This window comes from Mangrovibacter phragmitis, assembly GCF_001655675.1.
In the GTDB taxonomy this organism is placed as follows: Bacteria; Pseudomonadota; Gammaproteobacteria; order Enterobacterales; family Enterobacteriaceae; genus Mangrovibacter; species Mangrovibacter phragmitis.
On sequence record NZ_LYRP01000049.1, the window covers coordinates 121,844 to 141,482 of the forward strand.

The following is a 19,639-nucleotide window of genomic DNA, read 5'->3' on the forward strand; positions in this document are numbered from 1 at the left end:
AACGATAGCGAGAAAACGCTCCCCCAATGGGGAGCGTTAGCGGATTATTTCACCGGGCGCATAGCCGGGAACAGGATAACATCACGAATGGTATGGCTGTTGGTGAACAGCATAACCATACGGTCAATCCCAATACCCAGGCCTGCAGTTGGTGGCAGACCATGTTCCAGTGCAGTGACATAGTCTTCATCGTAGAACATGGCTTCGTCATCACCGGCGTCTTTTGCGGCAACCTGCTGGGCAAAACGATCAGCCTGATCTTCAGCGTCATTCAACTCGGAGAAGCCATTACCAATTTCACGGCCACCGATAAAGAATTCAAAACGGTCGGTAATTTCCGGGTTTTGATCGTTACGACGCGCCAGTGGAGACACTTCTGCCGGGTATTCGGTAATAAATGTCGGCTGGATCAAATGGCTTTCCGCCACTTCTTCGAAGATCTCGGTAACAACACGGCCCAGGCCCCAGCTTTTCTCAACTTTAACACCAACAGACTCAGCGATTGCCACGGCTTTCGCCATGTCGTCCAGATCTGCCATATCCGTTTCCGGGCGATATTTTTTGATAGCTTCACGCATGGTGAGTTTTTCAAAAGGTTTGCCGAAGTCAAAGGTCTCATCACCATAAGGCACCTGAGTCTGGCCCAGAACTTCCTGCGCCATTGTCCGGAACAGGGATTCGGTCAGTTCAATCAGGTCGTTATAGTCCGCATACGCCATATAGAGTTCCATCATGGTGAACTCAGGGTTATGGCGCACAGAAATACCTTCGTTACGGAAGTTACGGTTGATTTCGAACACCCGCTCAAAACCGCCCACCACCAAACGTTTCAGGTACAGCTCAGGCGCAATACGCAGATACATATCGATATCCAGCGCATTGTGGTGTGTCACGAACGGGCGCGCAGAAGCTCCACCCGGAATCACCTGCATCATCGGCGTTTCCACTTCCATAAACCCACGGCCTACCATGAATTTACGGATACCCGCCAGAATACGAGAACGCACCTGGAAAGTATGGCGGGACTCTTCGTTGGCGATCAGGTCCAGATAACGCTGGCGATAACGCATTTCCTGGTCAGAAAGGCCGTGGAATTTGTCTGGCAACGGACGCAGTGCCTTGGTCAGCAGGCGCATCTCGGTGCAATGAATGGTCAGCTCACCGGTTTTGGTTTTGAACAGTTTACCGCGAGCGCCGAGGATATCGCCCAGGTCCCATTTCTTAAACTGTTCGTTATAGATACCTTCCGGTAAATCATCACGGGAAACATACAGCTGAATACGACCGCCCATATCCTGCAACGTAACGAAAGAGGCTTTCCCCATGATACGGCGAGTCATCATGCGCCCTGCTACGCTAACTTCAATACCCAGCGCTTCCAGTTCTTCATTTTCTTTGCTATCAAATTCAGCGTGCAGTTTGTCAGCAGTGTTATCACGTCGGAAGTCGTTCGGGAAAGCCACGCCCTGCTTACGCAGTGCAGACAGCTTTTCACGGCGGTTTTTCATTTCATTATTAAGATCGACTTCAGTGCCCTGTGATTGTTGTTCAGACATGTTGGTTCCTCATAACCCTGCTTTCAAACTTGCTTCGATGAATTTATCCAGACTGCCGTCCAGTACCGCTTGCGTGTTACGTGTTTCCACACCTGTGCGCAAATCTTTGATACGGGAATCATCCAGTACATAAGAACGAATCTGGCTGCCCCAACCAATATCAGACTTGGTTTCTTCCACTGCCTGTTTCTCAGCATTTTTCTTCTGCATTTCCAGCTCGTACAGCTTCGCTTTCAACTGCTTCATTGCCTGATCTTTGTTCTTATGCTGAGAACGGTCATTCTGGCACTGAGTAACCAGCCCGGTTGGAACGTGCGTAATACGAACCGCAGATTCTGTTCGGTTTACGTGCTGGCCACCTGCTCCGGATGCACGATATACGTCAATACGTAAATCAGCCGGGTTAATTTCAATATCAATGTCGTCATCGACTTCCGGGTACACAAACGCGGAGCTGAATGACGTATGGCGACGGCCACCTGAGTCGAACGGGCTCTTACGCACCAGGCGGTGAACGCCGGTTTCAGTGCGCAACCAGCCATAGGCATAATCCCCCATCACTTTCACTGTGGCAGATTTCAGGCCAGCGACTTCACCTTCAGACTCTTCAATAATTTCAGTTTTGAAACCTTTGTCTTCCGCCCAACGCAGATACATACGCAGCAGCATACTTGCCCAGTCCTGCGCTTCAGTGCCACCAGAACCGGCCTGAATATCGATATAGCAATCTGCGCTGTCGTATTCACCAGAGAACATACGACGGAACTCAAGCTGACCCAGTTTCGCGTCCAGTTGATCCAGCTCGACGATCGTTTCATTAAACGTTTCTTCGTCGTCAGCTTCCACCGCCAGCTCTAACAGGCCATTGACATCATCCAGGCCTTGCTGCATTTGGTCCAGCGTGCCAACGATGGCTTCCAGTGAAGAACGTTCTTTCCCCAGCGCCTGCGCGCGTTCAGGTTCGTTCCACACATCGGGCTGTTCCAGCTCGGCGTTTACTTCTTCAAGACGCTCTTTCTTCGCATCATAGTCAAAGATACCCCCTAAGAACGTCAGTGCGTTCGGTGAGATCCTGGATGCGGTTTTTTACCGGGTTAATTTCAAACATGGTTGCGAATCTTACGTTGAATTAAGAGAAGACATATGCGGTTACAGACCGGGAAGTCTACCGGATTTACTGAACATTTTATACCTTAAAAATTTACGCCCCAGGCGGTTATTTCACCTGGGGCGTTCTGGCGGATAACTGGCAGGGATATTTTGGGTAATTACACCGGCCAGAGGTTTTCGATAATTAACTGCAAGTTGCGGTTACCGCGAAATTCATTGATATCCAGCCGGTAAGCCAGTTCGACTTCTTTTACGCCCATATCGGGCCAGCATTGTGTGTCCACATTAAAAGCAATGCCATCCAGTAACGGGCCGCCGCCAACAGGCTCCAGCATCACTTTCAAATGGCGTTCTCCCACCAGCCGTTGCTGCAGCAAGCGAAAACGCCCGTCAAACTGTGGTTCCGGGAACATCTGCCCCCAGGGGCCAGCATCACGCAGCATTTCAGCGACGTTCAGCGTCATTTCCTGGGGTTCAAGCAGGCCATCCGACCAAATTTCACCTTGCAGCATGGCAGGGTCCAGCCATTCATCCACCAGCGCGGCAAAACGTTCGCGGAATGTTTCAAACTGCGATTCTTCTAAAGACAGCCCGGCAGCCATGGCATGCCCGCCAAACTTCAGCATCAGCCCGGGGAAACGCGTATCAAGGCGCTCCAGCGCATCACGCATATGAAAGCCCTGAACAGAGCGCCCTGAACCTTTCAGGCTGCCGTCGCCAGCAGGCGCGAAAGCGATTACCGGGCGATGAAAACGCTCTTTCATGCGCGAGGCCAGTATACCCACCACCCCCTGATGCCACTCCGGGTGGTACATTGCCAGCCCGGCAGGCAACGTTTCACTGCTGCGCTCCAGTTTGTCGCACAATACCAGTGCTTCCTGCTGCATGCCCTGCTCTATCTCTTTTCGGGTCTGGTTCAGTGCATCCAGCTCACTGGCTAACATACGTGCTTCGCCGGGGTTATCGCACATCAGCAACGCCACGCCGACAGACATATCATCCAGCCGCCCGGCGGCATTCAGCCGCGGGCCAATGGCAAACCCCAAATCAGTTGCCACCAGGCGTGACGCATCGCGGTTAGCCACTTCGAGCAGTGCGCGAATTCCAGGCCGGCAACGCCCGGCGCGAATACGGCTTAACCCCTGCCAGACCAGTATCCGGTTATTGGTATCCAGCGCCACCACATCAGCCACTGTGCCCAATGCGACCAAATCCAGAAACTCCGCAAGGTTAGGTTCTGCTCTGCCCGTTTCAGTGAACCAGCCTGCAGCGCGCAAATGGCTACGAAGCCCCATCATTAAATAGAACGCAACCCCTACACCTGCCAGTGATTTGGAGGGAAAATCGCAGCCGTGTAAGTTGGGATTGACCATGGCATCTGCGGCGGGCAATGTCTCGCCTGGCAGATGGTGATCGGTAACCAGCACCGGGATCCCAAGCTCATGAGCCTTGTCCACACCGGCATGTGACGATACACCGTTATCAACAGTCATGATAACCTGAGCACCGCGCTGGTGTGCCTGAACCACGACTTCCGGGCTCAGCCCATAGCCATCCTCAAAACGGTTGGGAACCAGGTAATCCACATTGGCACCAAACTGCTTCAGTGCCAGCACACTCAATGCGGTGCTGGTTGCGCCATCGGCATCAAAGTCTCCGACAACCACAATACGCTGCTGGTTAACCAAAGCCTGGTGTAAAAAAGCCACCGCGCCTTCCATACCGCTCAGTTGCTGCCAGGGAAGCAACCCTTTGACACTGCGCGCTAAATCCTCTTCACTACGTACCCCACGGCTGGCATAAATGCGCCGCAATAACGGCGGGAGAGACTCTGGCAGCGCCGCCTGATCATCAACGATGCGGCGGCGGAGTTGTAACTGTTTTTTCACCCGAAACTGACCACGCTTTGCTGAACTTTAACTGTCATGTTGATCCAGGAAATTTTTCATTTCTTCAGGCCCCTGGTAACCAGGGATCACGCTGCCATTTTGCAGCACTACAGCCGGTGTCCCCTGGATACCAAACTGCAGGCCCAGGTTGTAGTGTTTCGCGATATCAACCTTGCAATCCGCTGCTGGTGCTTCCGTGCCTGCCATTGCGTTATCAAAGGCTTTTTTAGGATCTTCGGCACACCAGATATTTTTCATGGCACCCGCCGTTTCACTTTGCATGCCCTGGCGGGGGAAAGCCAGGTAACGCACGGTGATGCCCAGGCTGTTATAGTCCTTCATCTGCTCATGCAGTTTGTGGCAATAACCACAGGTGATATCCGTAAACACGGTAATTACATGTTTTTCCTGGGTGGCTTTGTATTCAATCATTTCACCTTTCAGGGCTTCCAGTGAGCTGACTAACAGCGCGTTAGTCACGTTAACCGGTCGCGCGCCACTGACATCATACAAAGGCCCCTGAATCACATGTTTACCATCTTCGGTGACATACAACACGCCTGCCGGTGTCAGCACTGTTTTCATACCCGGCACGGGGGAAGGCTTGATGGTCATCTGGCTGACACCCAGTTTACCCAAAGACGTTTTGATGGCGTCGTCATCGGCATGCACCAGGCCTGGCAACATCCCTGCCATTAAAGAAAGCAATACAAACCCTTTTTTCATAAAACATCCTTTTGCTTCGGCACTCACGCGCGAGGGTGGTGCTGTTGATGAAGTTGGCGCAGTCGTTCCGTGGCCACATGTGTATAAATTTGCGTTGTAGAAAGTGAGCTATGCCCCAGCAACATTTGCACCACACGCAAGTCTGCACCATGGTTTAACAAATGCGTGGCAAAAGCGTGGCGCAACACATGAGGTGAAAGCTTCTCACTGTCGATGCCCGCCAGCGTAGCGTAATGTTTAATACGATGCCAGAAAGTCTGGCGTGTCATCTGCCTTGCCCGCTGACTGGGGAAAAGCACATCAGACGCCACACCATTGAGTAACCAGGGACGGCTGTATGCCAGATATTGTTCCAGCCAGTAAACAGCTTCTTCACCCAGTGGCACCAGACGCTCTTTATCGCCTTTACCAATCACGCGAACCACGCCCTGGCGCAGGCTGACATCACTCATACTCAGGCCCACCAATTCAGACACACGCAACCCGGTGGCGTAAAGCACCTCCAGCATGGCTTTATCTCGCAACTCCAGGGGGATATCCACTACTGGAGCCTGTAGCAAGTGCTCAACCTGGATTTCACTCAGGTCTTTGGGTAAACGTTGAGGGAGCCTGGGCGATGCCAGCCTGGCACTGGGGTCATCAGTACGCAGTTTTTCGTTGTACAAATACTGGAAAAAACGCCGCAGCGCGCTCAATAAACGGGCAGAACTGGTCGCTTTATACCCGCCTTCAACCCGTTCAGCCAGTAACGCCTGTAAATCGTCACCGGTTGCGGATAACACAGTTTGTTGCCGGTGATGGAGCCACTCCACAACCATGTGTAAATCGCGCCGGTACGCACTGAGCGTATTTTCCGCCAGGTTGCGCTCGAGCCACAGCGTATCGAGGAACTGCTCAATCAGTGCCAGATTGTCGTCCATTTTCGCCTCGTATTTGTCCAGATATGCGCATTATGCCTTAACCAACAGAGGATCTGGTACACTATGCATGTTGGTATAAGAAATGAATGGTTAACATGATGAAAATCGGCCTTTTTTATGGCTCCAGCACCTGCTACACCGAAATGGCTGCGGAAAAAATTCGCGACATTATTGGCCCGGATCTGGTGGAACTGCACAATCTGAAAGACGACTCTCCCACATTAATGGAAAGCTATGATGTGCTGATTATGGGAATACCGACCTGGGATTTCGGTGAGATCCAGGAAGACTGGGAAGCCATATGGGACAAACTGGGCGACCTTAACCTCAAGGGAAAAATTGTCGCACTGTACGGCATGGGTGACCAGGAAGGTTACAGCGAGTGGTTCCTTGATGCGCTGGGCATGCTGCACGACAAACTACAACCCCTGGGTGTTCACTTTATTGGTTACTGGCCAACTGAAGGCTACACCTTTACCAGCCAGAAACCCGTCACCGCAGATGGCAAGCTGTTTGTTGGCCTGGCTCTGGATGAAACCAGCCAGTATGACCTGAGTGATGAACGCCTCGAAAACTGGTGTGAACAAATTCTTGGTGAAATGGCGCAGGCATTTGGCTGACCACCCGGAAATACTTATGTATCGCCGTGTTGATTCAGTAAGCGGCGCAAATCACGCCATGCTTTCTGGTCCATGCTGTCTGCTGCCAGCCACAAATGGTGTTTGCGCCCTCCCGAAATCCGGCGCAAACGCAGCAAAATACCATACTTCAACATCCAGGGTTGCCCTGCCAGCGCCCACTCAGCTTCTTGCCATTTAACCCGGTTTTCGGTTAACAGTTGCAATTCACCATGGCTGGCATTGATACGCCGCTGGCTTCTTACACAGTCGAACACCACCAGCGAAACCAGCAACAACCATACTGGCGTCCAGGCCAGTGGCCAGGGCAAAAACAACACTGCCGCAGCAACTAAACCGTGCAGCAGCAGTGAAAGCCATTGTGTTTGCCAGGAAACCCGCAGGTCAGAGTGCCACAGGACCACGAGCCATATTCCGTGACTGAATCAGTGCAACCATTCGGGCCAGTTCCGGATCCTCTGGTGAACCGTGGTTCATCAGCCAGTTAAAGAGATCCGGGTCATCACAAGTAAGCAACCGTACAAACGCTTGTTTGTCGTTGTCACTCAACGTGTCATATTCATGCTCGAAAAAAGGCATGATGGAAATGTCTAACTCGCGCATACCGCGACGGCATGCCCAATGAATACGAGCTTTATTATTGATATCCATACATTCTTTCCTGTAATACACAAGCGGGTACCGGGCTAGTTTACCTTGTTTTATCACTACTCTTCACCGGAATCTGCGATTTTCCTTGATCCTTCTAACTTTATTCTTAATGTTGCAGGTTATTACATTAGCCTGCAGCCCTGCGCGCAAAGGCACAAAAGGTATGGTGAAAGCCCTTGCAATGGCTTGCGTCTCTTTTACCATAGTTGGATATCGCACTCATTTAAACGGGACTAACACTATGTCTTTCAATCCGTTTGCGCCTCGTCAGGCGGTTAACGCAGCGCGCCTTCCTTTGACATTAATGACGCTCGATGACTGGGCCGTTGGCACCATCAGCGGCCCTGACAGTAAAACATATCTTCAGGGGCAACTTACTGCAGATATTGCTCAGCTAACGGAACATGGACATGTGCTGACCGCACATTGCGATGCCAAAGGGAAAATGTGGAGTAACCTGCGGTTATTTTCTGGTGAAGAAGGTTTCTCCTGGGTGCTGCGCCGCAGCGTTTGCGAAACCCAGTTAAGTGAAATCAAAAAATACGCTGTTTTTTCCAAAGTCACCATCGCACCAGATGTCAGCGCCGTGTTGCTGGGGCTGGCCGGTTTTCAGGCTCGTGCTGCACTGGCCTCTGTTTATACAACCCTGCCTGATGCAAGCCAGCCAGTTGTGCAGGATGGCGGCACCACGTTACTGTGGTTACCTTTACCCGCCGAGCGCTTTTTACTGGTCACTGACGCAGCACAGGCTCAGGTAGTTGCTGATAAACTCAAAGGCGAAGCTCAGCGTAATAACAGCCAGCAATGGCTGGCACTGGATATTGAAGCAGGCTACCCCATTATTGATTTAGCCAACACCAATGAGTTCATCCCGCAGGCAACAAATTTGCAGGCTCTGGGGGGAATCAGCTTTAAAAAAGGGTGTTATACCGGGCAAGAGATGGTGGCACGGGCAAAATTCCGCGGAGCCAACAAGCGCGCCATGTGGTTGTTGGCGGGTAAAGCCGCGCATGTTCCCGCGCCAGCAGATGCGCTGGAAATGAAAATGGGTGACAACTGGCGGCGTACCGGGCGTGTTCTGGCAGCTGTATCGTTGGAAGATGGCAGAATACTGGTTCAGGCCGTAATGAATAACGATATCGAACCAGGCATTGTATTCCGTGTTTTGGGCGACGAAAGCAGCGAACTCAATCTTGAGCAACTGCCTTATTCACTTGAAGAAGAAGACTGATACCCACCTTGCTTTAGCGCCAGGCCTGGGGAAAACGCGCTCAGCCTGGCGCACTTCAGCAGATGAGCGCTTGAGCCTGCCTGTTATTTTATCCTGCCAGCTTTACCCCACATAAAAGTAAATCGCCAGGAAGTGGCACACGCTCCCACCCAACACAAAACCGTGCCAAATGGCATGGTTAAAAGGAATACGTCGGCAAACATAGAAAATCACGCCAAGTGAATACACCACCCCGCCAGCGGCCAGTAAAGTAACGCCTCCCGGAGCTATACGCATTGCCAGTTGGTACACCACCAGCAATGAAAGCCACCCCATGGCCAGGTAAGTTACCAACGACAGCACTTTAAACCGGTGAGCAATGGTGAGCTTAAACAGAATTCCCGCTAATGCCAGGCTCCAGATAATAACCATTAAGGTATGGGCCAGTGGCGAGCGCAGCCCAACCAGCAAAAACGGTGTATAAGTACCGGCAATCAACAGGTAGATGGCACAGTGATCAAATTTTTTCAGCAGCGGTTTAATACGTGCATGCGGAATGGCGTGGTAGAGCGTGGACGCCAGGAACAGCAATATCATGCTGCCGCCGTACAGGCTGTAACTGGTTATGGCTGTCGCCCCTGCCCTTGTATCCACGGCCTGAATCAGTAATAACACCAGCCCAACGATGCCAAACACCAGGCCTATCCCATGGCTGATACTGTTGGCAATCTCTTCTGCCAATGAATATCCCTGTGCAACACGTTCTTTCCGGGCCATAAGATCAACTCCTGGTAGTAATAAGGTCACCGCACATATAGCCTAACTGAGAATGATTTCAGTGAACACATGTTCACTGAAATTTAATATGTGTACAGGTATTTCCAGGTTGATCGCAGGTAAGTGAAATTTGATTTACAATTTGCGCCAGCACATAACAGCAGGATAAAGACGATGGCCGGTGGTACTCCTGGTTTTGGTAGATTTACCGATATCATTAATTTTCTTATGGAAATTGATAAACTCAAACGAGTTGAACGCCGTACCCGGCTGTTAGGCGCAGGGCGTCCTGAAAACAGTGCTGAGCACAGTTGGCATTTTGCCGTAGCCGCAATGAGCCTGGCACCTTTTGCAGGCGGCAAGGTAGATATTGACCGGGTAATAAAAATGGCGCTGCTACATGATATTGTTGAAATAGATACCGGCGATGTGCTGGTATACGACCTGGAAGCCCGCGCCGCCATTGCCAGCCAGGAAGCCCTGGCGGCTGAGCGCTTATTTGGCCTGCTGCCCGCCCCACAAAATAGCCAGTTTTTGGCACTCTGGCAGGAATATGAAGAAGGCACCACGCCCGACGCCCAATTTGCAGGCGCACTGGACAGAGTGTTACCGGTACTGCAAAACCTGCATAATGAAGGGCAAAGCTGGCAGGAAAACCAGGTCCGGCTTGAGCAAGTCCTCAGCCGTAATACCTGCGTTGGCAACGTCTGGCCTGACTTATGGGAACATGTCAAAACACAGTTATATGCCGCTCACGAAAAAGGCTGGTTACGCTAACGACCATTGGCTTTATGATTCAGGATACCCGCTGTGACCTTATTTAACCATGCGGCAATAGCCGGACTGAACAACCTGGAATTACTGGTCTACAACTACGCCATCAAGAATCATGATGCCGTGATGTATATGACTATCCGGGAACTGGCAGAAGCCGCCGGGGTTTCCACAACCACGGTCTTACGTTTCTGCCGCAAGCTGGGTTGTGATGGTTATTCTGAGTTTCGTGTGCGTTTTAAGCTCTATTTATCTCAGGCCGAACCACTGCCCGCCAATTTTGGCACCGGTGAAATCATCAGTTTCTTTAACAGTGTGAATAACCCGGAGTTTGATGCGTTGCTTAACCAGGCAGTTGATATTATCTGCCATTCAGAGCGTATTATATTTGTGGGTGCCAGCACATCAGGCTCTATGGCGAAATACGGTGCGCGTTTTTTCTCCAATATGGGAAAATTCAGTAACCATATTGACGACCCATATTTCCCGGTCAATAACGATATGGCGAAAAACGCGCTGGCCATTGTACTTTCCGTTTCTGGAGAAACACCGGAAATTTTGCGGTTTGCCAGCCAGTTCAGCCTGCATCACTGCAAAGTTATGTCAATCACCAGCAATGACAACTCGTCACTGGCTCGTATGGCGGATTTCAATATTTCCTGGCATATTCCCCAGATGCGTATTTCCGGCAATCACGACATTACCAGCCAGTTACCTGTCGTCTATATTCTGGAAACATTAGGCCGGAAACTCGCCCGAAAACTGGCCTAAAAAACGCCCTGTTTTTTACATGTAACTAGTCACAACTCACTGATTTTGTTATATCGTGACATTTGCACCTGCTTTTGACAGACTCTGAATCATGACTTTAACTGCTGAATATCCGTTCTGTTTTGCACCCAATTTTCGGGCGGTAAAACCAGGATATCGCGTGCACAACACTCAGAGGACGTTATGAAAAAACTCACACTGCCAAAGGATTTTTTGTGGGGTGGCGCTGTTGCAGCACACCAGGTTGAAGGTGGCTGGGATAAAGGTGGAAAAGGCCCCAGCATTTGTGATGTGCTGACCGGTGGCGCTCACGGTGTGCCACGCGAGATTACCCAGCAACCAGAAACAGGTAAATACTACCCTAACCATGACGCAGTCGACTTCTATGGTCATTACAAAGAAGACATTAAGCTGTTTGCCGAAATGGGCTTCAAATGCTTCCGGACATCCATTGCCTGGACGCGAATTTTTCCCAAAGGAGACGAAGCCCAGCCAAATGAAGAGGGCCTGAAATTTTACGACGACATGTTTGATGAAATGCTCAAATACAATATTGAGCCAGTCATCACCCTGTCGCATTTTGAAATGCCTTTACACCTGGTGCAGGAATACGGTGGCTGGACTAACCGTAAAGTTGTCGATTTCTTCGTTCGCTTCGCCGAAGTGGTGTTTGAGCGTTATAAATCCAAAGTGAAATACTGGATGACGTTCAACGAAATTAATAACCAGCGTAACTGGCGCGCGCCTTTATTTGGTTATTGCTGCTCTGGTGTGGTGTATACCGACCATGAGAACCCTGAAGAAACCATGTATCAGGTTCTGCATCACCAGTTTGTTGCCAGCGCAATGGCGGTTAAAGCCGGCCACCAAATCAACCCGGAAATGAAAATTGGCTGCATGCTTGCCATGGTGCCGTTGTATCCGTTTACCTGTAACCCGGATGACGTGATGTATGCACAGGAATCCATGCGTGAACGTTATGTCTTTACCGATGTGCAATTGCGGGGCTACTACCCGGCTTATGTACTCAACGAATGGGAACGCCGTGGGTTTACTATCCACATGGAAGAAGGTGACGAGCAAATTCTGCGTGAAGGATGCTGTGATTACCTGGGATTCAGCTATTACATGACCAATGCGGTAAAAGCAGAAGGTGGCAGTGGCGATGCCATTTCCGGTTTTGAAGGCAGCGTACCGAACCCACATGTTAAAGCCTCTGACTGGGGCTGGCAAATTGACCCGGTTGGCCTGCGTTATGCTCTGTGTGAACTGTATGAACGCTATCAGAAACCGCTGTTCATTGTCGAAAATGGCTTTGGCGCTTACGACAAAGTTGAAGAGGATGGCAGTATCAATGATGACTACCGTATTGAGTACCTGCGCGCACATGTCGAACAAATGGTGAAAGCTGTCACTTATGATGGTGTGGATCTGATGGGCTATACCCCATGGGGCTGCATTGACTGCGTCTCTTTCACTACCGGGCAATACAGCAAGCGCTACGGGTTTATTTATGTGAATAAACACGATGATGGCACGGGTGATATGTCCCGCTCGCGGAAGAAAAGCTTCTGGTGGTATCAGGGCGTGATTGCCAGCAATGGTGAAGAACTCTGATAACCCAACCAGCATGTTTCTCAGGCCCCGCGTACTGCGGGGCTTTTTCTTTTACAGGCTGATACCAGCCTGCGTGCAGGTCACCTTGCGGCAGGGCTACAGGCATTTTTACAGCCCACCAGCCAAATCAATAAATGAGCCTGTCACGTAAGACGCATTGTCACTGAGTAACCAGACAATTGCCTGAGCCACTTCATGGGGTTCTCCCCCGCGTTGCATGGGCAAACGGGACTTAATTCTGTCTACCCGACCGGGTTCACCACCACTGGCATGCATCCCGGTATAAATAAACCCAGGCCGGACACCATTCACGCGGATCCCCAGAGCAGCCACTTCCAGCGATAACCCCCGGGTCAATGTATCCAGCGCGCCTTTTGACGCGGCGTAATCAACATATTCGCCAGGTGACCCAAGACGGGCCGCCGCAGAGGAAACATTCACAATAGCGCCTCCCGGGTTACCTGAGTGCTGGCTCATGCGTTTTACCGCTTCCCGGCAGCAAATAAAAGGGCCGGTAACATTGGTATGTAATACTGCGTTGATTCGCTCAGCATCCAGCCCTTCAATACCCGACTGAGGAAATAACACACCAGCATTATTGACCAGTGCATGTAGTGAGCCCGGCAACGTATCAATCCAGGCAAATAAATTTACGATGTCCGTTTCCTGTGACATATCAGCCGGATACGCCCATGCCTGCCCACCATGCTGAACAATATCGGTAACCACTTCATCTGCCGCTTGCTGGTTTTCGCGGTAGTGAACCACCACAGCATAGCCGCTTTGCGCTAATAATTGTGCCGTTGCCCGCCCGATTCCACGGCTGGCGCCTGTCACCAGTGCTATTTTCATCCTTTGCTTTACTCCAAAATAAAAAGGGTGCCGAAGCACCCTTAACATAAAATTAACAAAAAACAAAATTTGACTAGTCGTATTCGCTCATCGGGACACAGGAGCAGAACAGGTTGCGGTCACCGTAAACATCGTCCAGGCGTTTAACCGTCGGCCAGTATTTATTGCCGTAACCCGCCGGGAACGCAGCAAGTTCACGGGTATAGCTGTGCGGCCACACAGCCTGAGCCAGTTCTTGCTGTGTGTGCGGTGCATTCACCAGTGGGTTATCATCCAGGGTCCATTCACCCGCACCAACTTTGGCAATTTCACCGCGGATAGCCAGCATGGCATCAATAAAGCGATCCAGTTCAACTTTGCTTTCCGATTCCGTTGGTTCCACCATCAGCGTACCGGCTACCGGGAAAGACATGGTTGGAGCATGGAACCCATAATCAATCAGGCGTTTCGCGATATCCAGTTCACTGATACCGGTTTGCTCTTTCAGCGGGCGGATATCCAGAATACATTCGTGTGCCACACGGCCATCCTGGCCGGTATACAGCACCGGATAGGCATCTTTAAGGCGTGTGGCAATATAGTTGGCATTCAGAATTGCCGTCTGACTGGCCTGCTTCAGGCCTTGTGAACCCATCATGCGTATGTACATCCAGCTAATAGGCAGAATGGAAGCACTGCCAAATGGTGCGGCAGACACCGCGCCCTGCTGGGTCAGCATTTCTTCAATTTGCACCACGCTGTGGCCTGGAACAAACGGAGCCAGGTGTGCTTTAACACCAATCGGCCCCATTCCCGGGCCGCCACCGCCGTGAGGAATACAGAAGGTTTTGTGCAGGTTGAGATGTGATACATCCGAGCCAATAAAACCGGGTGATGTAATGCCAACCTGAGCATTCATATTCGCGCCATCCAGGTAAACCTGGCCACCCGCCTGGTGCACAATGTCACACACAGAGCGAATAGTTTCTTCATACACGCCATGGGTGGACGGGTATGTCACCATGATGCAGGAGAGTTTGTCACCAGCTGCCTCTGCTTTGGCACGCAAATCATCGAGGTCGATATTGCCTTGCTTATCACAGGCCACCACGACCACCTGCATGCCCGCCATTTGTGCTGATGCCGGGTTGGTACCGTGAGCTGAACTGGGGATAAGGCAGATATCGCGCTGCCCCTGGTTGCAGCTTTCGTGATAACGGCGAATCGCCAGCAGGCCGGCATATTCCCCCTGGGCACCCGAGTTAGGCTGCATACACAGGGCATCATATCCGGTCAGTTTCACCAGCCACTCAGACAGTTGGTTAATCATGTAATGATAACCTTCAGCCTGATCCACCGGGCAGAATGGGTGCAGTTCGGCAAATTCGGGCCAGGTAATGGGGATCATTTCAGCCGCAGCATTGAGCTTCATGGTGCAGGAGCCCAGTGGGATCATGGCCTGATTCAGTGCCAGGTCTTTGCGCTCCAGGCTGTGCATATAGCGCATCATCTCAGTTTCACTGTGATAACGGTTGAAAACCGGATGCGTCAGTATGTCATCGTCACGCAGCATTTCTGCCGGTAGTGAGCGGCTGTCCAGTGCGGTTTCTTTATCCAGTTGGGCAATATCCAGACCATGATCGTCGCCCAACAACACGCTAAACAGGCTGAGAACATCTTCCCGGGTAGTGGTTTCATCCAGAGTAATCCCCACTGCATTATGAATATCGCTACGCAGGTTGATACCTTGTTCCTGAGCACGCGCCAGCACACTGGCTTTATCACTCACTTCCACACACAGTGTGTCAAACCAGTGCTGATGACGTAGTGAAACCCCTTTTTGCTTCAGGCCACAGGCCAGAATATCGGTAAAGCGGTGAATACGCCCGGCAATACGTTTCAGCCCAACCGGGCCGTGCCATACAGCATACAGGCTGGCGATATTGGCCAGTAAAACCTGTGACGTACAAATATTGGAGTTCGCCTTTTCACGGCGAATATGTTGTTCGCGGGTTTGCATCGCCATACGCAATGCAATGTTACCAGCTGCATCGCGGGATACACCAATAAGCCGCCCTGGCATCGCACGCTTATGCGCGTCACGCGCTGCGAAGAATGCAGCATGTGGGCCACCGTAACCCATCGGCACGCCAAAACGCTGTGCGGAACCGAAAACGATATCAGCACCTTGCTTACCGGGTGCTGTCAGCATCACCAGCGCCATAATATCTGCCGCAACACTCACCACGATATTACGCTGCTTCAGTTGCGCGATTAAGTCGCTGTAGTTATGCACTTCACCAGTGGTTCCTACCTGCTGCAGCAACACACCAAAGATATCCGGGAGTTCCAGCACTTTATCAGCGTCATCCACTACAACCTCAAAACCAAAGGTTTCTGCGCGGGTACGGACAACATCCAGCGTTTGCGGATGGACGTCATTGGCGACAAAAAAGCGGTTGGCGTTCTTGAGCTTACTGACGCGTTTTGCCATCGCCATAGCTTCTGCAGCCGCAGTCGCTTCATCCAGCAAAGAAGCGGAGGCCATGTCCATACCGGTGAGGTCGAGTGTCACCTGCTGGAAATTCAGCAAAGCTTCCAGGCGCCCTTGAGAAACCTCAGGCTGATACGGGGTATAAGCCGTGTACCAGCCAGGGTTTTCCAACATGTTACGCAAAATAACGGGTGGCGTATGAACCGCCGTATACCCCATACCTATAAACGAACGGAAACGCTTGTTACGGCTGGCAATTGTTTTTAATTCAGCCAGCGCCTGCGCTTCGGTAGCCGCTTCACCAATATAAGGTGGTTGTGCCAGTTGAATATCTTTGGGCACAATTTGCCCGGTCAGCGCATCCAGTGAATCGGCACCAACTACAGCGAGCATGGCCTGCTGTTGATCAGGCGACGGGCCAATATGGCGACCGATAAACGCTTCATTGTTTTCCAGTTGGCTTAAGGTCTGGGTCATGGGCGGTATTTCCTGAAACGAAACTTACGATAAGTAGATAGCTACAGGGCTGGCAGTTACCAGCCCCCGGGTTTTACTCGTCTTCCAGCAGTGCCTCATAGGCTTCTGCATCCAGCAGCGCATCAATCTCAGAGGTATCGCTGGCTTTAATTTTGAAAATCCAGCCATTGCCATAAGGCTCGCTGTTAACCTGTTCCGGGCTGTCATTCAGCTCTTCGTTAACAGCAACAATCTCACCACTTACTGGCGCATAGATGTCTGAAGCCGCTTTAACAGATTCAGCAACGGCACAGTCATCACCAGCGCTGACAGTGGCTCCCACTTCCGGCAGATCAACAAACACCATATCGCCCAGCAGCTCTTGCGCATGCTCGGTAATACCTACAGTGTAAGTACCATCTTCTTCTTTACGCAGCCACTCATGTTCTTTGGTGTATTTCAGCTCATTAGGCACATTGCTCATAATTCTCTCCTGATAAAAATTTACTGAGCCACCGGTTTACCGGCGCGAACAAAAATCGGTTTAGTCACATGCACCGGCATTTCCCGGTTACGGATCTGCACAACCGCTGTGCTGCCAATACCTGCCGGTACGCGTGCCAGCGCAATACTGTAGCCTAAGGTTGGAGAAAAAGAGCCACTGGTGATAACACCTTCGCGTGCTGTGCCTTCAGTGTCGGTGAAACGAACAGGTAAACCACCACGCAGTACACCTTTTTCGGTCATCACCAGGCCCACCAGTTGCTCGGTACCATGCAGGCGTTGAGCTTCAAGAGCATCGCGCCCAATAAAGTCGCGATCTTCAGGTTGCCATGCAATAGTCCAGCCCATATTTGCAGCCAGGGGAGACACGCTTTCGTCCATCTCCTGGCCATATAAATTCATTCCGGCTTCAAGGCGCAGGGTATCCCGGGCCCCCAGGCCACAAGGTTTCACCCCGGCCTTAACCAGTTGTTCCCAAAAATCTGCGGCCTGCTCTGCCGGCAGTGCAATCTCGTACCCGGCTTCACCGGTATAACCGGTTGTTGCAATGAAAAAATCCCCGGATTGTACGCCGAAGAAAGGTTTCATACCTGCAACAGCCTGTTGCTGCTGTGCAGTAAACAACGTTGCCGCTTTCTGCTGTGCATTCGGGCCCTGTACGGCAATCAATGACAAGTCATCGCGCACGCTGATATCAATGCTATAAGAGGCTGCCTGTTGATTGATCCAGGCAAGATCTTTTTCACGGGTTGCAGAGTTGACGACCAGGCGGAACCAGGAGTCGGAGAGAAAATAGACAATCAGATCGTCGATGACACCCGCTGAGGCGTTAAGCATCCCGGTATACAGTGCTTTGCCTGGCTGGGTTAGCTTCGCGACATCATTTGCCAGCAAATAGCGCAAGAATTCACGGGTGCGTTCGCCATGAAGATCGACAATCGTCATATGCGACACATCAAACATCCCGGCATCCGTGCGCACGGCGTGGTGTTCATCAATTTGCGAGCCATAATGCAGTGGCATCATCCAGCCATGGAAATCCACCATGCGCGCGCCGCACTGTTTATGCTGCTCAAACAACGGAGTTTGCTGAGTCATGTTGTCCTCTTCAGTAATAGCCCGCAATTGCGGAACGCTCACGTCTGGCCTGGGGAAAACAATACCCTGACTTGCCCCGACGCAAACGTTATCTTTTGCCTGAACTTACCACTGAAAAGCCTGCTTAACCATAAGGTAAAATGGGTCATCACTTTATCTTATGAGTATTTTTAACAACACAACTACCAGTTAATTAAACTGGATTAACCACAAAAACATAAAATTTTCTCCAGCTTTTGCGTACCGGTTTCCGATTTAAATGATATTAATCTCCAAATACTCAGGAAAACGCGAAATTCAGGAAAAAATTCAGATAAATAAAACTAATCTGAAAAAAGGAGTGAAATTAGAATATTTCAAATGAAAGGCGCGCCGGTTTACCAACCGTAAACACGGCGCTGATGATCAATCACGCAACCATTGGGGTAAATTATTAAGCCCCATAGCCTGGCGAATAATGCGGGGTTTAACGCCGGGTAATGTGTCGGCGAGTTTCAGGCCAACATCACGCACCAGTTTCAGTGCCGGGTTAGTACCTGCGAACAATTCACGGAAGGATTGCATGCCAGCCAGCATCAATGCGGCATTGTATTTACGCTGCCTTTCATAGCGTTTCAGATACAGGTACTGACCGATATCTTTTCCTTGCTGGTGCAAACGCCGTAATTCCCCCACCAACTCAGCTGCATCCATAAAGCCCAGGTTCACGCCCTGCCCCGCCAGCGGGTGAATGGTGTGTGCTGCATCGCCTACCAAAGCCAGCCGGTGAGCGGCAAACTGCCGCGCATAACGCCCGGTAAGAGGGAAACACTGGCGGTCACTGCTCAACTCACAGCGACCCAGGCGCAAATCAAATGCAATGCTCAGTTCGCGGTTAAACACTTCAGGGACCGCCTCCTGCATTTCACGGGCTTTATCGGGCGGCAATGACCAGACAATAGAACACAAGTGAGGATCGTTAAGTGGCAGAAAAGCCAGAATGCCATCGCCATGAAATACCTGGCGAGCAACAGCCTGATGTGGCTCCTGAGTGCGAATAGTGGCGACCAGGGCATGGTGCCGATAATCCCAAAAGGTGAGCGGTATATTCGCCTGGCTACGCAACCATGAGCGTGCGCCATCAGCACCGACAACCAGCCGGGCAGTGAGCATCTCGCCATCTTTGAGCGTAATAAATGCCTCATTTTCACCCCAGGCAACTGAATTCACTTCAGCCGGGGCATAAAATGAGACATCTGCCGACTGCTCAGCCTGTTGCCACAATGCCTGGTTTATCACGCTATTCTCAATGATATAACCCAGCGCATGCTCACCCGCAGTGCGATCATCAAAAGCTATGCGCCCAAAGCTGTCTTTTTCCCACACTTCCATACCATGCCATTCACTGGTACGTTGTGGCGCCATTCGCTCCCAGGCTCCGAGACGGCGCAGTAATTTTTCACTGGCCGCATTGATTGCCGAAACGCGCAGCGCCGGAGGCGCAGACGCATCAACTGGCTGGCATGGCTGATTTTCCACGACAGCAACCCGCAGCCCACTACCCTGCAGACCGCAGGCTACGGCCAGCCCAACCATTCCACCGCCAATAATGGCGACATCCACACTCTGAACCATAAT

18 protein-coding genes are annotated in these 19,639 nt (G+C 51.3%); 5 read left to right on the forward strand and 13 right to left on the reverse strand.

Going from position 1 to position 19,639, the window contains the following annotated elements:
• Positions 1–44: 44 nt before the first annotated feature.
• The 5 genes from lysS to xerD all read right to left on the reverse strand — a co-directional run bounded on the left by lysS (position 45) and on the right by xerD (position 6,201).
• Entirely contained in the window at positions 45–1,556 is a 1,512-nt protein-coding gene (gene lysS / locus A9B99_RS21745; RefSeq protein WP_064601187.1) for a lysine--tRNA ligase, read from the reverse strand.
• A gap of 9 nt (positions 1,557–1,565) precedes the next feature.
• Positions 1,566–2,664, reverse strand: a protein-coding gene (gene prfB, locus A9B99_RS21750; protein WP_110024631.1) for a peptide chain release factor 2 whose coding sequence is annotated in 2 segments (ribosomal slippage) — positions 1,566–2,588 and positions 2,590–2,664 — 1,098 coding nt in all. Because the reading frame shifts where the segments join, the coding sequence is not laid out codon by codon here.
• Between the two features lie 160 nt (positions 2,665–2,824).
• Entirely contained in the window at positions 2,825–4,555 is a 1,731-nt protein-coding gene (recJ, locus tag A9B99_RS21755; RefSeq protein ID WP_064601188.1) for a single-stranded-DNA-specific exonuclease RecJ, read from the reverse strand.
• 27 nt (positions 4,556–4,582) lie between these two features.
• Positions 4,583–5,281 carry a bifunctional protein-disulfide isomerase/oxidoreductase DsbC gene (gene dsbC, locus A9B99_RS21760; RefSeq protein WP_064601189.1) on the reverse strand — a complete coding sequence of 233 codons (699 nt, stop codon included), beginning with the start codon at positions 5,279–5,281 and terminating at the stop codon, positions 4,583–4,585.
• 23 nt (positions 5,282–5,304) lie between these two features.
• A complete protein-coding gene (gene xerD / locus A9B99_RS21765; RefSeq protein ID WP_064601190.1) occupies positions 5,305–6,201 on the reverse strand; it encodes a site-specific tyrosine recombinase XerD in 897 nt (298 codons plus the stop codon).
• A 98-nt stretch (positions 6,202–6,299) separates the two neighbouring features.
• Between xerD and fldB the strand changes: the two genes are divergently transcribed.
• Entirely contained in the window at positions 6,300–6,821 is a 522-nt protein-coding gene (gene fldB, locus A9B99_RS21770; protein WP_064601254.1) for a flavodoxin FldB, read from the forward strand.
• 14 nt (positions 6,822–6,835) lie between these two features.
• On the opposite strand, the gene A9B99_RS21775 is transcribed toward fldB, so the two are convergent.
• Positions 6,836–7,243, reverse strand: a complete 408-nt coding sequence (locus A9B99_RS21775; RefSeq protein ID WP_064601191.1) for a protein YgfX — start codon at positions 7,241–7,243, stop codon at positions 6,836–6,838.
• Positions 7,224–7,490 carry an FAD assembly factor SdhE gene (gene sdhE / locus A9B99_RS21780; RefSeq protein ID WP_064601192.1) on the reverse strand — a complete coding sequence of 89 codons (267 nt, stop codon included), beginning with the start codon at positions 7,488–7,490 and terminating at the stop codon, positions 7,224–7,226. Before sdhE ends, A9B99_RS21775 begins: the two co-directional genes overlap by 20 nt.
• Before the next feature lie 241 nt (positions 7,491–7,731).
• On the opposite strand from sdhE, the gene ygfZ reads away from it, so the two are divergent.
• Positions 7,732–8,721, forward strand: coding sequence for a tRNA-modifying protein YgfZ (gene ygfZ, locus A9B99_RS21785; protein WP_064601193.1), 990 nt, complete (start codon positions 7,732–7,734; stop codon positions 8,719–8,721).
• A gap of 102 nt (positions 8,722–8,823) precedes the next feature.
• Here the strand turns inward: ygfZ and trhA are convergent, their stop codons facing one another.
• On the reverse strand, positions 8,824–9,477 hold the full coding sequence (trhA, locus tag A9B99_RS21790; protein WP_064601194.1) for a PAQR family membrane homeostasis protein TrhA: 654 nt from the start codon (positions 9,475–9,477) through the stop codon (positions 8,824–8,826).
• 174 nt (positions 9,478–9,651) lie between these two features.
• Here trhA and A9B99_RS21795 point away from each other — a divergent pair, with 174 nt between their 5' ends.
• From A9B99_RS21795 to A9B99_RS21805, 3 genes are all read left to right on the forward strand, one after another.
• The gene (locus A9B99_RS21795) at positions 9,652–10,254 is read left to right on the forward strand and encodes an HD domain-containing protein (RefSeq protein WP_064601195.1); all 603 of its coding nucleotides are present in this window, start codon (positions 9,652–9,654) and stop codon (positions 10,252–10,254) included.
• A gap of 33 nt (positions 10,255–10,287) precedes the next feature.
• Positions 10,288–11,022, forward strand: a complete 735-nt coding sequence (locus tag A9B99_RS21800) for a MurR/RpiR family transcriptional regulator (protein ID WP_064601196.1) — start codon at positions 10,288–10,290, stop codon at positions 11,020–11,022.
• 183 nt (positions 11,023–11,205) lie between these two features.
• Entirely contained in the window at positions 11,206–12,639 is a 1,434-nt protein-coding gene (locus A9B99_RS21805) for a 6-phospho-beta-glucosidase (protein ID WP_064601197.1), read from the forward strand.
• 108 nt (positions 12,640–12,747) lie between these two features.
• Here A9B99_RS21805 and A9B99_RS21810 read toward each other — a convergent pair whose 3' ends face one another.
• The 5 genes from A9B99_RS21810 to ubiI form a co-directional block, all read right to left on the reverse strand.
• Complete coding sequence (locus tag A9B99_RS21810; protein ID WP_064601198.1) at positions 12,748–13,491, reverse strand: SDR family oxidoreductase; 744 nt, start codon at positions 13,489–13,491, stop codon at positions 12,748–12,750.
• A gap of 73 nt (positions 13,492–13,564) precedes the next feature.
• Positions 13,565–16,441, reverse strand: coding sequence for an aminomethyl-transferring glycine dehydrogenase (gene gcvP, locus A9B99_RS21815; protein WP_064601199.1), 2,877 nt, complete (start codon positions 16,439–16,441; stop codon positions 13,565–13,567).
• Positions 16,442–16,514: 73 nt separating this feature from the next.
• Positions 16,515–16,904: a glycine cleavage system protein GcvH gene (gene gcvH, locus A9B99_RS21820; protein ID WP_064601200.1), complete on the reverse strand. Its 390-nt coding sequence runs from the start codon at positions 16,902–16,904 to the stop codon at positions 16,515–16,517.
• A gap of 20 nt (positions 16,905–16,924) precedes the next feature.
• A complete protein-coding gene (gcvT, locus tag A9B99_RS21825) occupies positions 16,925–18,022 on the reverse strand; it encodes a glycine cleavage system aminomethyltransferase GcvT (RefSeq protein ID WP_064601201.1) in 1,098 nt (365 codons plus the stop codon).
• 405 nt (positions 18,023–18,427) lie between these two features.
• Complete coding sequence (ubiI, locus tag A9B99_RS21830) at positions 18,428–19,636, reverse strand: FAD-dependent 2-octaprenylphenol hydroxylase (protein ID WP_064601202.1); 1,209 nt, start codon at positions 19,634–19,636, stop codon at positions 18,428–18,430.
• Positions 19,637–19,639 lie beyond the last annotated feature (3 nt).

Excerpts from the sequence above, each read along its gene's own strand:
- lysS (WP_064601187.1), bottom strand. The coding sequence starts at position 1,556 with ATGTCTGAACAACAATCACAGGGCACTGAAGTCGATCTTAATAATGAA.
- dsbC (WP_064601189.1), bottom strand. The coding sequence starts at position 5,281 with ATGAAAAAAGGGTTTGTATTGCTTTCTTTAATGGCAGGGATGTTGCCA.
- xerD (WP_064601190.1), bottom strand. The coding sequence starts at position 6,201 with ATGGACGACAATCTGGCACTGATTGAGCAGTTCCTCGATACGCTGTGG.
- fldB (WP_064601254.1), top strand. The coding sequence starts at position 6,300 with ATGAAAATCGGCCTTTTTTATGGCTCCAGCACCTGCTACACCGAAATG.
- sdhE (WP_064601192.1), bottom strand. The coding sequence starts at position 7,490 with ATGGATATCAATAATAAAGCTCGTATTCATTGGGCATGCCGTCGCGGT.
- ygfZ (WP_064601193.1), top strand. The coding sequence starts at position 7,732 with ATGTCTTTCAATCCGTTTGCGCCTCGTCAGGCGGTTAACGCAGCGCGC.
- trhA (WP_064601194.1), bottom strand. The coding sequence starts at position 9,477 with ATGGCCCGGAAAGAACGTGTTGCACAGGGATATTCATTGGCAGAAGAG.
- A9B99_RS21795 (WP_064601195.1), top strand. The coding sequence starts at position 9,652 with ATGGCCGGTGGTACTCCTGGTTTTGGTAGATTTACCGATATCATTAAT.
- A9B99_RS21805 (WP_064601197.1), top strand. The coding sequence starts at position 11,206 with ATGAAAAAACTCACACTGCCAAAGGATTTTTTGTGGGGTGGCGCTGTT.
- A9B99_RS21810 (WP_064601198.1), bottom strand. The coding sequence starts at position 13,491 with ATGAAAATAGCACTGGTGACAGGCGCCAGCCGTGGAATCGGGCGGGCA.
- gcvP (WP_064601199.1), bottom strand. The coding sequence starts at position 16,441 with ATGACCCAGACCTTAAGCCAACTGGAAAACAATGAAGCGTTTATCGGT.
- gcvH (WP_064601200.1), bottom strand. The coding sequence starts at position 16,904 with ATGAGCAATGTGCCTAATGAGCTGAAATACACCAAAGAACATGAGTGG.
- gcvT (WP_064601201.1), bottom strand. The coding sequence starts at position 18,022 with ATGACTCAGCAAACTCCGTTGTTTGAGCAGCATAAACAGTGCGGCGCG.
- ubiI (WP_064601202.1), bottom strand. The coding sequence starts at position 19,636 with ATGGTTCAGAGTGTGGATGTCGCCATTATTGGCGGTGGAATGGTTGGG.